Origin of the sequence: Streptomyces sp. NBC_00354, from assembly GCF_036106915.1 — a bacterium.
Taxonomy (GTDB): domain Bacteria; phylum Actinomycetota; class Actinomycetes; order Streptomycetales; family Streptomycetaceae; genus Streptomyces.
In genome coordinates this window covers 4,604,638-4,617,658 of sequence record NZ_CP107983.1, presented here as the reverse complement: position 1 = coordinate 4,617,658, position 13,021 = coordinate 4,604,638, and the positions used below count along the sequence as shown (strand labels likewise).

12 protein-coding genes are annotated in these 13,021 nt (G+C 72.2%); 6 read left to right on the top strand and 6 right to left on the bottom strand.

From position 1 onward, the window contains the following. Window positions 1–104 precede the first annotated feature (104 nt). The 6 genes from OHT74_RS21090 to OHT74_RS21065 are packed head-to-tail and all read right to left on the bottom strand — an operon-like array spanning window position 105 to window position 4,537. Window positions 105–431, bottom strand: coding sequence for an AzlD domain-containing protein (locus OHT74_RS21090; protein ID WP_266627917.1), 327 nt, complete (start codon window positions 429–431; stop codon window positions 105–107). Next, window positions 428–1,315, bottom strand: a complete 888-nt coding sequence (locus tag OHT74_RS21085; protein ID WP_328621058.1) for an AzlC family ABC transporter permease — start codon at window positions 1,313–1,315, stop codon at window positions 428–430. The genes OHT74_RS21090 and OHT74_RS21085 overlap by 4 nt, the downstream gene beginning before the upstream one ends. Next, window positions 1,303–1,800, bottom strand: a complete 498-nt coding sequence (locus OHT74_RS21080; RefSeq protein ID WP_266665922.1) for a GNAT family N-acetyltransferase — start codon at window positions 1,798–1,800, stop codon at window positions 1,303–1,305. Before OHT74_RS21080 ends, OHT74_RS21085 begins: the two co-directional genes overlap by 13 nt. Then, on the bottom strand, window positions 1,800–2,576 hold the full coding sequence (locus tag OHT74_RS21075) for a 2OG-Fe dioxygenase family protein (protein ID WP_266665921.1): 777 nt from the start codon (window positions 2,574–2,576) through the stop codon (window positions 1,800–1,802). Before OHT74_RS21075 ends, OHT74_RS21080 begins: the two co-directional genes overlap by 1 nt. A 51-nt stretch (window positions 2,577–2,627) precedes the next feature. After that, on the bottom strand, window positions 2,628–3,236 hold the full coding sequence (locus tag OHT74_RS21070; protein ID WP_266995536.1) for a DinB family protein: 609 nt from the start codon (window positions 3,234–3,236) through the stop codon (window positions 2,628–2,630). Between the two features lie 53 nt (window positions 3,237–3,289). Further along, a complete protein-coding gene (locus OHT74_RS21065; RefSeq protein ID WP_328621057.1) occupies window positions 3,290–4,537 on the bottom strand; it encodes an MDR family MFS transporter in 1,248 nt (415 codons plus the stop codon). A 237-nt stretch (window positions 4,538–4,774) separates the two neighbouring features. Between OHT74_RS21065 and OHT74_RS21060 the strand changes: the two genes are divergently transcribed. The 6 genes from OHT74_RS21060 (at window position 4,775) to OHT74_RS21035 (ending at window position 13,012) form a co-directional block, all read left to right on the top strand. After that, on the top strand, window positions 4,775–6,049 hold the full coding sequence (locus OHT74_RS21060; protein WP_328621056.1) for an ATP-grasp domain-containing protein: 1,275 nt from the start codon (window positions 4,775–4,777) through the stop codon (window positions 6,047–6,049). Further along, window positions 6,046–7,323 carry an ATP-grasp domain-containing protein gene (locus OHT74_RS21055; protein WP_328621055.1) on the top strand — a complete coding sequence of 426 codons (1,278 nt, stop codon included), beginning with the start codon at window positions 6,046–6,048 and terminating at the stop codon, window positions 7,321–7,323. The genes OHT74_RS21060 and OHT74_RS21055 overlap by 4 nt, the downstream gene beginning before the upstream one ends. 89 nt (window positions 7,324–7,412) lie before the next feature. Then, on the top strand, window positions 7,413–8,933 hold the full coding sequence (locus OHT74_RS21050) for an ABC transporter substrate-binding protein (RefSeq protein ID WP_328621054.1): 1,521 nt from the start codon (window positions 7,413–7,415) through the stop codon (window positions 8,931–8,933). Then, window positions 8,930–10,264, top strand: a complete 1,335-nt coding sequence (locus OHT74_RS21045; protein ID WP_328621053.1) for a lysine N(6)-hydroxylase/L-ornithine N(5)-oxygenase family protein — start codon at window positions 8,930–8,932, stop codon at window positions 10,262–10,264. Before OHT74_RS21050 ends, OHT74_RS21045 begins: the two co-directional genes overlap by 4 nt. Window positions 10,265–10,286: 22 nt before the next feature. Continuing rightward, window positions 10,287–11,699: a diaminobutyrate--2-oxoglutarate transaminase family protein gene (locus OHT74_RS21040; protein WP_328621052.1), complete on the top strand. Its 1,413-nt coding sequence runs from the start codon at window positions 10,287–10,289 to the stop codon at window positions 11,697–11,699. Next, complete coding sequence (locus OHT74_RS21035) at window positions 11,696–13,012, top strand: SidA/IucD/PvdA family monooxygenase (protein ID WP_328621051.1); 1,317 nt, start codon at window positions 11,696–11,698, stop codon at window positions 13,010–13,012. The genes OHT74_RS21040 and OHT74_RS21035 overlap by 4 nt, the downstream gene beginning before the upstream one ends. Window positions 13,013–13,021 lie beyond the last annotated feature (9 nt).

The following is a 13,021-nucleotide window of genomic DNA, read 5'->3' as shown; positions in this document are numbered from 1 at the left end:
ACGTCATCACGGGGAGGACTCACGCCAATTAACCTCCCGGCCACCCCCAGGACCGATATATCCGCAGGTCAGAGCCGTTCAGAAGGGGTGGAAGACGGCTTCCGTCAGCCGGTGATCAGGCGGAGCAGGGCCAGGGATCCGATACCGAAGGCGATCGTCAGGTAGAAGTTCCGGGTGCGCCAGGCGAGCAGCAGGGTCGGCACCGCCAGCCAGAGGGCGTAGTTGCCGGGGCCGAGGTCGAGCGTGCCGGCCGGGGCGAACAGGGACGGGGCGAGCAGCGCGGCGATCACCGCGGGCGGCACCTGCCGCAGCCAGACCACGACGGGCCGGGGCAGGGCTGCCGCCGCGAGGAAGAGGGTCGGCACCAGGCGGGGGCCGAAGGTGACGGCCGCCATGCCGGCGATGGTCAGGGCGAGCGTGAGGTCGCTCATCGGCCCGGCGCTCCTTCCGTGCTGCGGTCTTCTGTGTCGCGGTCTTCTGTGTCGCGGTCTTCTGTGTCGCGGTCTTCTGTGCTGCGGTCGTCCGTTTCGTCGGCCGCGTCGTCGGTACGGCTCTCGCGGGGTGCGATGGCCAGGCCGAAGGTGGCCGCGACGGCCGCCGCCACCAGGACGGCCCAGTACTGCAGGCCGAGCAGGGTCAGGCCCACCGCCCCGCCGCCCGCGACGATGGCGACGGCGAGCCCGCGCCGGTCGGCGATGATCCCGGCCGCCAGCAGGGCCATGAACATGGCGGGCAGGGCGTAGTCGAGGCCCAGCGCCTCGACGTCGGTGACCAGGTCCCCGGCCAGCACGCCCGCGAGCGTGCCCGCCACCCAGGAGGCGTGGACGGCGGTGTTGAAGGTGAAGACCTCGGCCTTGGGGCGCTGCGTGCGTTCCGCGTACTGGGCGGAGTGCACCGCGAAGGCCTCGTCGGTGAGCTCGTACGCGAAGAGCGCCTGCTCCCGGCGCCGCCATCCGGCGAGCCGGGGGGCGATCGCGGCGGACAGCAGCAGATGGCGCAGGTTGACCACGAAGGTGGTCAGGACGATGGCGTACGGGGCGGCGCCCACGGCCAGCAGTTGGAGGGCCGCGAACTGGGAGGAACCGCCGTACACGAAGGCCGACATGGCGACCATCGCCCACCACGGCAGCCCGGCGGTGTGGCCGAGCACGCCGAAGGCGAAGGCCACCGGCACGTAGCCGAGCATCACGGGCACGGCCTGCCCGAAGCCCGCCGCCCAGGCGGCACGGGCCGGCCGGGTGGCCTGGGCCGGGACGGCCGGTCCGGCCGCGGCGTGGTGCGCCGGGGCCGGGGCGTCGGGCGCTACAGATCGCACTCGAAGGTCCTCTCTCCCAGGGCCGGGCGGAAGCCCACGCCCGTCCAGAGGGCGGTCGCGGCCTCGTTCCCGTCGAGGACGGCGAGGAAGATCCGGTTGACCCCCCGGCGCCGGAAGGCCGCCAGCGTGTCGACCGCCATCACCCGGGCCAGCCCCAGCCTGCGATGGCCGGGGTCGACCACCGCGTGGCTGATGCTTCCCCGTACGCCGAACGAGCCGGCGAGCAGCGCTGCGACGACCCGGCCCGAGGGGGTGCGGATCACCCGGCACAGGTCGGAGGAGTGGGCGAGGTGCCCGGAGAGCAGCCCCTCGTCCTCCCATTCGCAGTACGCGGCCTGCGGCGCGGCCCGCAGCAGCTCGATCACCTGCGGGACGTCGGCCGCCGTCATGGCCTCGGACTCCGCGGGAGCGGCGACGGGCGCCAGGGGCTCGTACGGCCCGACCAGTACGTGCGGCTCCTCGAGCGCCAGAGCTGCGGCGCTCATCAGACCAGCGTCTCGTACGGAGAGCCGGGCAGGGAGAAGGAGATGGCAAGGACGTCGCGGTAGCCGCCCTTGTCCTCGGCCGCGCTCAGGCCCGTGACGTGGTGCTTCATCGCGCGGTCCTCGAAGATCAGGGAGTCGAGCGGGGTGCGGAAGGTGCCCTTGGCGAGCGGCTCCTCGTCCCAGGTGAAGACGGTGCTGTGGCCGCCCTCGACGTCGACGCGGGAGATGAGGTGCAGGCCCGCCCACGGGTAGCCGTCCGAGTGGATGCCCTCCGGGACCAGCTCGTTGTACTGGCCCGGGTTGATCTCGATGCGGATCTGGTGGATCTGGCAGACCCAGGCGCGGTCGCGGTACTCGTCCTCGATCGGCAGGTTGTCGAAGTCGTAGCGGACCAGGGCCTGGAAGAGCGGGTTGCGGTACGTGGCCTCCTCGACGTCGCCGAAGTGGCGCTCGATGCCGCCCACGAAGGCGTTCATCGCCTCGCTCTGGTAGTACGCGACGTGGTCGAGCGGGGCGAGCTCGCCGGTGGCGGGCACGTAGGTGAAGTCGCTGTAGCGGCGGGTGCGGACGGCGCGGTCCCCGCCGCCGAAGTGGGTGTCGGGGGTGAGCCGGCCCCAGGAGGCCTGGAGGGCGTCGAAAGCGCCGGCGAGCTCGGGGGACAGGGTGAGGTCGGCGGCCGACACGAGGGCGTAGCGCTGCTCGCGCAGGGCGTCGCGGAGGTCGGGGCCGACGGAGGTGATGGTGTCGGGGGCGGGCTTGTGGGCAACGGTGGTCACGGCTGTGTTCTCTCTCCGGAGGGTCGGGACATGGCGGCGGTCGGGCAGGGCTCAGCGCAGGCCCAGGGATTCGTACGTGGCGTCGAGCTCGGCGACGTCGAGGCCGGCGGCCTGGCGGACGAGGCGGATGGCCCGGTAGATCTGGTTGATGTGGGCGATGTCGTGGCCGATGACCTTCCGGATCATGACCTCCATCGTTTCGCCGCCCTGCTCGCCGTGGCGGCCGGTTCGCTGCCAGTCCTCGGGCGCGAGGGCGGCGAGGAGGGCGACGTTGGAGGCGCGTAGGCCGGTCCAGGCGTCGAGCATCCGGCGGAACGGGAGCCGGGGCAGCGGGGCCCACAGCTGCTCGTCGTAGCCGGGGTAGACGGGGTTGTCCTCGGTGGCCACGAGGCGCCAGCGGAAGCCGTAGACGATGTCGACGTCGAAGAGGTGGCCGACGATGAAGGCGGCGGGCCACTCGCCCGGCTCGGGGACGGTCTCGGCGAGGTCGGTCGGCAGGTCGGCGAAGAGCTGCGCCGCCCAGACGGGGGTCTTGGCGAGCACGGCGAACGCGTCGCGTTCGCCGGCCACGTCGAGGAGCGCGGTGACGTACGCGGCGGGGTCCTCGGTGGCGGAGGGGATGTCGATCCGGTGGACGTCGGTCGTGGTGCTGATGGTCATGCCGAGGTGCCTTTCGGGTGGGCTGGAATTGCCGCCGGTGCGGCGGGAGGAGGTCAGGCCGCGTGGGCCGGTTCGGATGTCTTCTCGGTGTCGTGCGCGTCCGTCACCTCCCCGCGGTTGCCAGGGTTGGCGCCCAGGATCAGGAGGGCGCCGAGGGCGGCCACGGCGGCGCAGGCCGTCCAGTGGAGCGGCGGCGAGATGCTGTAGAGGAGGCCGCCGACGGCCGGGCCGAGGGCGCCGCCGAGGGTGTGGGCGATGCCCTCGGCCCCCTGGTAGCGGCCACGCAGGTGGGCCGGTGAGAACTCGGCGGGGTAGGCGTTGGCGATCGGCGTGTAGACCGTCTCGGCGACCGTCCACACCACCACCGTCAGCGCGAGCAGCCAGACGGCGTGCATCACGCCCGTGAGGGCCATGCCGATGCCCAGCAGGGCCAGTCCGGCGGCGATCACGCGGCGCGGGTTGCGGCGCTCGGTGTGCTGGGTGAGCGGGAGTTCGATGACCACGCAGAGCAGGGCGTTGAGGCCGAGCAGCAGGCCGTAGACCTTGTTGTCGAAGCCGGCGTCGGTGACGTGCAGCGGGAGGGTCGCGGTGGACTGCCCGTACACGAAGGTCGCGGCGACCATCGAGCCGAGGAAGAGCAGGTACGGGCGGTCGGAGAGCACCTCGCGGTAGCCCCCCTTGCCCCGGCCCGCGCTCTGCGGTGCGGGTGCTTCCACGGGCGGGCGCCCGCCGGGCAGCGTGCACAGCGCGAGCACGCCGAAGGCGCAGGAGAACAGCGCGTCGCCGAGGAACACGTACGTGTACGAGGCCCCGCTGAGCAGGCCGCCGACGAGCGGGCCGACCGCCATGCCCACGTTGATGGCGAGCCGCAGCACGGCGAAGGCCGTCACCCGCTGCTTCTCGGGGACCACGTCGACCAGCAGCGCACCGGCCGCGGGCCGGTACAGCTGTGCGAAGACGCCGACGAGCCCGACCAGCGCGGTGGTCGCGAACAGACCGTCGGCCAGCGGAACGAGGGCGGTGGCGGCGCTGCTGCCGAACATCGACACCGCGATGGCGGTGCGCCGGCCGAAGCGGTCGGCGACCGTGCCGCCCACGGCGTTTCCGATGAACGCGCCGATCCCGACCACGCCGAGGGCCACACCGGCCTGGAATGCGGAGAATCCCTGGGCGACCAGGAACAGCACCAGGAATACGTTCAGGAAATTGCCGAATTTGATGAGGAACATTCCGGAGAAGATCACCCAGGCGCTTCTGGGCAGGTCCTGCAATCGTCGGCGCAAGGGGTCCTCGCCGGCCATGGGGGGCTCCTTCTCGATCGGGGGGACGCATCACGGATGAGGTGGCGTCCACCATGAAACCCGCCGGTCAAGGCCCTGCCCAGAGCTGAGAGCTGGCACAAATGAGGCTGGCACATTCCTGCCCGGGCACCCATTCCAAGATCGCCACCGACCCGCCCCTGCGTCATTCGTGCCGGGCATGCTTGTGCCAGCCGGAATCCATTTCCCGGCCCGGAATTCTGCTGCAGAGTTCTGGCCATGACCGAACACAAGCTTCTCGTCGTCGGCGGACGGATACAGACGCTGCGCAAGGCGGCGGCTCTCGGAATCCGCTTCGTGCTGATCCAGCACAAGGACCAGTTCGTGCCCGAGGCCGCCGCGCTCGCCGAGGCCGTCCTCATCGCGGACTACACCGACTGGGACGTCACCCGTCCGCTGGTCGAGGCAGCGCAGCAGGCGTACGGCTTCACCCGGGTCGCCTCGATCACCGAGCCGGGCCTGGTCCCGGCCGGCCGGATCAGCGACCACCTGGGGCTCGGCAACACCTCCGAGGAGGTCGCCGAACTGCTGCGTGACAAGCACGCGATGCGCCGGCACCTGGCCGCCTCCCCCTCCCCCGAGGTGCGGGCCCTGTCGGTGGCCGCCGCCGAGGTCGACAGCGCCGGGGCGCTGACCGCCTTCGGCGCCGAGCACGGCTACCCGTTCGTGCTCAAGCCCGTCGACGCCACCGCCAGCCTGGGTGTCGTACGGATCGACGGGCCGGAGCAGGCCGCCGAGGCCTGGGCCGGGGTGGAGGCCCTGCGGGCCCGCACCGACCTCCAGTGGGGTGCGTTCTTCACGATCGGCCGCTTCATCGCCGAGCAGTACATCCCCGGCCCCGAATACAGCGTCGAGAGCTTCTCGTTCGCCGGCCGGCACATCGTCCTGGCGGTGACCGAGAAGCTCACGGGCGGCGGGTTCATCGAGCTCGGGCACGCCCTGCCGGCCCGCCTCGACCCGGCGGACGAGCGGCGCATCGAGGAGGCCGTCGCCCGCTTCCTGGACGCGATGGGCCTCACCGACGGAGCCGCCCACACCGAGCTGCGGCTGTCCCCGGCGGGCCCGCAGATCATCGAGAGCCACAACCGCATGGGCGGCGACCGGATCTTCGACCTGCTGAACTCCGCCTACGGCATCGACCTCGAAGAGTGGATCGTGGCCTGGCAGTTCGGGCTGATACCGGCCCTCACCGAGCGCCCCGTCCCCCGCCACGCGGCGGCCACCCGCTTCCTGTCCGCCGAACCGGGCACGGTCGTGGAGATCCAGGGCGCGGACGAGGCCAGGGCCCTGCCCGACGTCATCGACGTGGAGACCGGCGTGCGGCCCGGCGACACCGTCGGGGAGCTGCGCGGCAACTGGGACCGGGTCGGCCAGGTGCTGGTCACCGGGGCGGACACCGAGGCCGCCGTCGCCACCGCGGAGCGGCTCACCGAGAAGGTCACCGTCGTCACCATCCCCACCCCGCACGACTCCAACGGAAAGACCGCGTCATGAAGATCCTGCTGATCATGCGGAACACGTACGCGTGGCACCGCGAGCACATCGAGACCCTGGAGCGGATGGGTCTGGAGATCCACCTGGCGACCCGGGTCGCGCAGGCCGCGGACGACGGCCGGTTCGCGAACGTCGTGCCGATCCCGGAGGAGCTGGAGGGCACGGAGCTCGCCGAGTTCTGCGCCGCCGCGGCCCGCCGGCTCGGCATCGCCTCGGCGATCACCTTCTACGACAGCGACATCGCGGTCACCTCCAAGGTCAACCAGCTGCTCGGGCACACCTGGCCGCGTCCCGAGGCCGACCTGATCTCCCGCGACAAGCAGCTCCAGCGGTCCTTCCTGGAGCGGCACGGGCTGCCGGGTCCGCAGTTCGCGGGCGTCGCCGGCGTCGAGGCGGGTCTCGCCGCCGCGGAGGCCTTCACGTACCCGTTCATCGTCAAGCCGAGCGCGCTGGCCGCCAGCATCGGCGTCAGCCTGGTCCGCGACCACGGCGAGCTGGAGCGGGCGCTCACCGACGTCGCCCGCCTCGCCGAGGAGTGGGGCGGCTACTTCCCCAGCGACGGCCCCGAGATCGCGCTGCTGGAGGAGTTCCTCCCGGGCAAGGAGGTCACCCTCGACGGGGTGGTCCTGGACGGGACGTTCCACCTGGTGGGCGTCACCAACAAGATGCAGATGCCCGGCCCGTACTTCGAGGAGGACTTCTACACCCTCCCGTTCCGCACCCCGGAGGAGGAGCCGGAGCTGGTCGCGGTCGCCGAGGGCATCGTGGCGGGCCTGGGCGTACGGCACTGCCTGTTCAACGCCGAGTTCCGGCAGGACTCCGAGGGCCGCTACCGGGTCGTGGAGTTCGCCACCCGGATGAGCGGCGGCCAGAACTACCGCAACCTGCGTGAGGTCCACGGCATCGACGCGGTCCGCCTCTACGCCAAGGCCGTGCTCGCCGGAGAGGACGGGGACGCGCTCGCCGCGCTCCTGGACGGCGAGGTGCTCCGGGCCGCGGCCCCGCGCGCCGCCACCTGCATCAAGTTCGCGTACCGGACCGGGACTCTGGTCCGCAACAACCCCGGCGACGCGACGCACTCCCCGCATTTCCGCTCGTACATCCCCGCCTCGAAGCCCGGCGACCGGCTGCGGCGCGCGCCCGAGGGCTGGTACGAGATCGCCGGCTCGCTCGCGGTGGCGGCGCCCTACCGGAGCCCCGCCGACATCGACCGGGTGGAGCAGATCGCCGCGGACCTCGACGAGCGGCTCGACGTGGTCGTCGTACCGGCCTGACCCGCCGCGCGCGCGGCGCGCTGTTTCACGTGAAACATCGCCCGTCGCCCCTTCACTCCACACTCCACCGACCGCGGAAAGAGCCCCACGTGCACGCCAACGACCCCGTGTTCCGGATGGGAATCACGGAGCCCACCGCCATCGACCCGTACAAGGCCCAGGAAGGGGAGGGCATCCTCGTCTGCAAGGCCCTGTTCACCGGACTCCTCGCCCTCGACGAGGACGGCGCCCTGATCCCGGCCACCGCCCGGTCCTGGGAGAGCGACCCGACCGCCACGACCTGGACCTTCACGCTGCACGCCGGCACGGTGTTCAGCAACGGCGAGCCGGTCACCGCGCACAGCTTCGTGCGCGGCTGGGCGCGGGCGCTGGACCCCGAGGCCAATACGGAGACCGCGTACCACCTGGCGGGCGTGCGCTCCTTCACCGCGGTCGACGACACCACGCTGGTGGTCGAGCTGTCCGAGCCCGACGTGCAGTTCGACCTGAAGACCCTCCAGCCGATCTTCAGCCCGGTCCCGGAGTGCGCGGGGCCGGCGCTGAACCCGGCGTACAACGACCTCCCGATCGGCAACGGCCCGTTCAAGATGGCCGGCCCCTGGGAGCACGGGGTGGCGATCCGGCTGGAGCGCAACGACCTGTGGGCGGGGCCCGCGCCCGAGGTGCGCGAGGTGCACATCGACATCCTCGACGCGGTGACCGGCCTCGACGACGAGTACGAGCGCTTCCTGGCCGGCGTCTACGACTACGCCCGGATCCCCCCGGCGCGCACCGCCGAGGCCGCCGCCCTGGACGGCTTCCTCGAGCAGGAGGGCGCAGGCCTCTTCTACCTGATCCCGTTCTGCCACCAGGCGCCGATGGACTCGCTGGACGCCCGCCGGGCCCTGTCCGCGGCCATCGACCGCCAGGGGCTGATCGACACGTACTTCCAGGGGCGCCGCAGCGCGGCCCACTCCCTGCTGTCCCCCTGGTTCGGCAAGGCCCACACCCCGCAGGCGGAGCTGAGCGCCGACCCCGACTCCGGCTGGGCGGCGTACAACCCGGAGCGGGCCCGTGCGGCGGCCCTGCGGGCGGGCCTGGGACCCGGCAGCCGCGTCGAGTTCGCGTACAACACCGGCGCCGGGCACGACGACTGGGTCAAGGCCCTGGCCCGCGGCCTGGAGGAGGTCCTGGGCTGGCGGGTCGAGCTGCTGCGCACCGACGCCCGCGGGCTGGTCGACCACCGCACCTCGATCGCGGCGGCAGGGTTCTGCCGGGCCGGCTGGGCCTGCGACTACCCGACCCCCGACAACATGCTCTTCCCGCTGCTGCACTCCTCGTGCACGGCGCCCGACGCCGAGGGCACGGCCCACGGCGACAACGAAGGCCGGTACGTGAACCCGGAGTTCGACGCCCTCGTGGCGCGCGCCCGGGCCTCGACGGACCCGGCCGAGCGCGCCGACGCCTGGCGCCGCGCGGACCGTACCGCGATGGCGGACCTGGCGCTGATCCCGCTCTGGTACCGGACCGACCAGCGGGTCCACGCCGCCGGCCGGATCACCGGCCTGCGCATCGACTTCGACGGAAACCCCACCCTCACCACTGTCAAGGCAAGGAAGACCACCCGATGAGTGCGAGCACGACTCCCGTCTACGACATCCTCGGCATCGGCTTCGGCCCGGCGAACCTGGCCCTTGCCATCGCTCTGGAGGAGCGCGAGTCGCCCCTGACGGCCCGGTTCCTGGAGGCTCGCCCGAGCCCCGAGTGGCAGCCCGGGATGCTGCTGGACGGCTCCGACATCCAGAACCACCCGAGCCGCGACCTGGTGACCCTGCGCAACCCGCGCAGCCGCTACACCTTCCTGAACTACCTGCACGAGCAGGGCCGGCTGCTGCGGCACCTCAACCTCCCATCGGAGTTCCCGCTCCGCAAGGAGTACGCGGGCTACATCCGCTGGGCCGCCGGCTTCTTCTCGCACCTGGTCGACTGCAACCAGCGGGCCGCCCGCGTCGAGGTCGTCGAGGAGTTCGGCGAGCGCGTCTACGAGGTCACCACCATGTCGGGCAGCCGCTACCTCGGCCGCACGCTGGTGATGGGCCCGGGCCGCACCCCGTACGTCCCGGCCCCCTACGACGCGCTGCGCACCCCGCGGATCTTCCACCTGACCCAGTACCTGCCGAAGCTGGCGGAGCTGACCGGCGAGGGCCGCGCCCCGGAGTCGGTGGCCGTCATCGGCGGCAGCCAGAGCGCCGTCGAGCTCGCCCTCGACCTGCACCGCCGCTTCCCGCGCACCAAGGTCACCACGTACACGCGCTCGCACTCGCTGCGGCTGAAGGACACCAGCCCGTTCAGCGAGGAGGGCTACTTCCCCGAGTTCACCGACTACTACTTCCGGGCGTCCCGGGAGGGCAAGAAGGCCCTCGACGCCTACATGCACGGCACGAACTACTCCTCCGCCGACGGCGACGTGCTGCGCGAGCTCTACATGACCATCTACGAGCAGGAGCTCGACGGCGACCAGAAGGTGTTCGTCCGCGGCAACCACGAGGCCGTGGGCGTGGCCCCGGAGACCGGGGACCGGATCGCCCTGGACTTCGTCGAGCGCACCACCGGCGAGCGGATCAGCGAGACCGTGGACTTCGCGGTCCTCGCGACCGGCTTCCGCAACATGGGCCCCGGCCCGCACGAGGAGCTGTGCCCGCCGCTGATGGCCCCGCTCGCGAAGCTGTTCGCCACCGAGCCGGACGGGCGCCTGCAGGTGTCCGCCGACTATGCGCTCGAACCGGTCGCCGAAGGGACCCCGCCGCTCTTCCTGAACGGCCTGTGCGAGTCCAGCCACGGCATCGGCGACGCGGGCTCCTTCAGCCTCCTGTCGCTGCGCGCCGCGACCCTCACCGACGCCCTGACCGCCCGCCTGACCGCCGCCGCCACCGACCGCAGCGCCGTACTCGCCGCCGCCTGACCGGAAAGGGTCCACGTTTCCCATGACCGCCACGATCGACACCCCGGTCTCGGCCCCGCGCGTCTACAGCGCCCCCGTGATCACCGGCCCGCTGCCCGGCCCGCGCAGCGCCGAGCTGCTGGACCGCCAGGCCGGCCGCGAGTCCAACTCCCGCTCCTACCCGCGCAAACTGCCGATGGCGATCCGCCGCGGCAAGGGCTCCTACGTGGAGGACCTCGACGGCAACGTCTTCCTCGACTTCCTCAGCGGCGCCGGGGTGCTGTCCCTGGGCCACAACCACCCCGAGCCGCTCGCCGCCGCGCACCGCCAGCTCGACGAGTTCGTGCACGGCCTGGACTTCCCCACCCCGGTCAAGGACGAGTTCACCGACCTGACCCTCGGGATGCTGCCCGAGCCGATGCGGGAACGCACCCGGATCCACTTCTGCGGGCCGACCGGCGCCAACGCCGTCGACGCCGCCCTCAAGCTGTGCAAGACCGCCACCGGCCGCGAGGAGATCATCACCTTCCAGGGCGGGTTCCACGGGGCGACCCTGGCCGCGCTGAGCGTCACCGGCCTCGTCGAGCAGAAGGAGCCGGTCCGCGGCCGGATGCCGGGCGTGCACTTCTTCCCGTACTCCAACTGCCACAACTGCCCGCTCGGCCTCAAGCGGGACAACTGCCAGGTCAACTGCGCCGCGTTCCTGGAGAAGGCGCTGACCGACGTCAACGGCGGGATCACCCTGCCCGCCGCCGTGATCATGGAGCTGGTGCAGGGCGAGGGCGGGGTCATCCCGGCCGAGGTCGAGTTCGTCCAGCGGATCCGTGAGGTCACCCGGCGCCTGGGCATCCCGCTCATCGTCGACGAGGTGCAGAGCGGCTGCGGCCGCACCGGCACCTGGTTCGCCTTCGAGCAGTACGGCATCGAGCCCGATGTCGTCTGCGCCTCCAAGGCCCTGTCCGGCATGGGCCTGCCGGCCTCCGTGATCCTCTACGACGAGAAGCTGGACGTCTGGAAGCCCGGCGCCCACTCCGGCACCTTCCGCGGCAACCAGCCCGCGTTCGCCGCCGGCGTCGCCACCATGAAGGTCGTGCAGCGCGACCGCGTCCTGGAGAACGTCCGGGCCCGCGCCGACCAGCTGATGGTCCACCTCCAGGGCCTGCGCGAGCTCACCCCGTACGTGGCCGACGTACGCGGCCTCGGCCTGATGACCGGCGTCGAGCTGACCGACCCGCAGACCGGGCTGCCCGCCGACCTGCTCGCCAAGCGCGTCCAGTGGGAGGCCGTCAGCCGCGGCCTGATCATCGAGCTCGGCGGCCGCGACGACTGCGTCGTGCGCATGCTGCCGCCACTGAACTGCTCGGCCCGGGAGATCGACCAGGCCGGCCGGATCATCCGCGAGTCCCTGACCGCCGCCCTGGCCGCGCTCGGCCTGCCGACGGGCGGTGCCCGATGACGACGCACGGCACCTCCGTCCAGGACCTGGTGGTGGCAGGTTTCGGCCCCTCCGGGATCGCCCTCGCCGCCGCCGTCGAGGACCACGACGACGCCACCGGCGCGGCCCCGCTGGCCGCGCGCTACCTGGAGAAGGCCGCCGACTCCTCGTGGCAGCCCAACCTGGTGCTGCCCGGCACCGACATCCAGCACCACTTCCTGCGCGACTTCGCGACCCCGCGTGACGCCCGCTCCCGCTTCACCTTCTCCCACTACCTCCAGCAGAGCGGCCGCTTCTACCCGTTCACGCTGATGGGCGGCTACGTCAGCCGCCTGGAGTGGTCGGACTACGTGCAGTGGGCCGCCGGCCAGGTCCGCGGCGACGTCGACTACCACCGCGAGGTGCTGAGCATCGAGCCCGTCACCGGCGCCGACGGCCGCGTCCGCACCGCCCGCGTCCTGTCCCGCGACACCCGCGACGGCTCCCTGCACACCGTGGAGGGCCGCAACATCGCGCTGGCCACCGGCCACGAGGCGTACGTACCCGAGCTGTTCCGGCCGCACCTGGGCGAGCGCGTCTTCCACGCCTCGAAGCTGCTGCCGGCCCTGGCCGCCCTCGGCGACCGGCCGCTGCGCAGCATCGCCGTCATCGGAGCCGGGCAGACCGCGGGCGAGATCGTCCTGCACCTGGCCGCACAGCACCCGGCCGCCGAGATCCACTCGGTGGTCCGCCACGCGGGCTTCCGGATGTACGAGCTCGGCCACTTCAGCAACGAGGTGTACTTCCCCGACGAGACCGACTACTTCTACGGGCTCGAAGGCGAACAGCGCGAACGCGCCCTGGACCAGGCCCGGGCCACCAACTACGCGGCGGTGGACCCCGACGTCTCCACCGCCCTCTACCAGGCGGTCTACCAGGACCGGTTCACCAGCCGGCAGCGCCTGCACATGCACAGGCGCACCGAGGTCAGCGCCGTGGACGAGGCCCCGGACGGGCGGGTGCACCTGCGCACCGCGGAGGTGTTCACCGGCGAGAGCGGCCTGATCGAGGCCGACGCGGTGATCGTCTGCACCGGCTACCGCGAGGCCGCCCTTCCCCGCCAGCTCGCCGCGTTCGTCCCCCACCTGCGCCTCGATGCGCAGGGCCGGCCCGAGGTCACCCGCGCCTACCGCGCCCGTACCACCGACGACTGCGAGGTCGGGATCTACCTCGACGGGCTCACCGAGTGGCGGCACGGCATCGGCAGCGCCACCTCCTTCAGCCAGATGGCCGCCAAGGCCGACACCATCCACCGCGACCTGCGCGCCCGCCTGCGCCAGCCCGTCGCCGCCTGATTGGACCGT

Coding starts and splice junctions, on each gene's coding strand:
- OHT74_RS21090 (WP_266627917.1), bottom strand. CDS start 431: ATGAGCGACCTCACGCTCGCCCTGACCATCGCCGGCATGGCGGCCGTC.
- OHT74_RS21040 (WP_328621052.1), top strand. CDS start 10,287: ATGACCGCCACGATCGACACCCCGGTCTCGGCCCCGCGCGTCTACAGC.
- OHT74_RS21055 (WP_328621055.1), top strand. CDS start 6,046: ATGAAGATCCTGCTGATCATGCGGAACACGTACGCGTGGCACCGCGAG.
- OHT74_RS21045 (WP_328621053.1), top strand. CDS start 8,930: ATGAGTGCGAGCACGACTCCCGTCTACGACATCCTCGGCATCGGCTTC.
- OHT74_RS21065 (WP_328621057.1), bottom strand. CDS start 4,537: ATGGCCGGCGAGGACCCCTTGCGCCGACGATTGCAGGACCTGCCCAGA.
- OHT74_RS21035 (WP_328621051.1), top strand. CDS start 11,696: ATGACGACGCACGGCACCTCCGTCCAGGACCTGGTGGTGGCAGGTTTC.
- OHT74_RS21080 (WP_266665922.1), bottom strand. CDS start 1,800: ATGAGCGCCGCAGCTCTGGCGCTCGAGGAGCCGCACGTACTGGTCGGG.
- OHT74_RS21060 (WP_328621056.1), top strand. CDS start 4,775: ATGACCGAACACAAGCTTCTCGTCGTCGGCGGACGGATACAGACGCTG.
- OHT74_RS21070 (WP_266995536.1), bottom strand. CDS start 3,236: ATGACCATCAGCACCACGACCGACGTCCACCGGATCGACATCCCCTCC.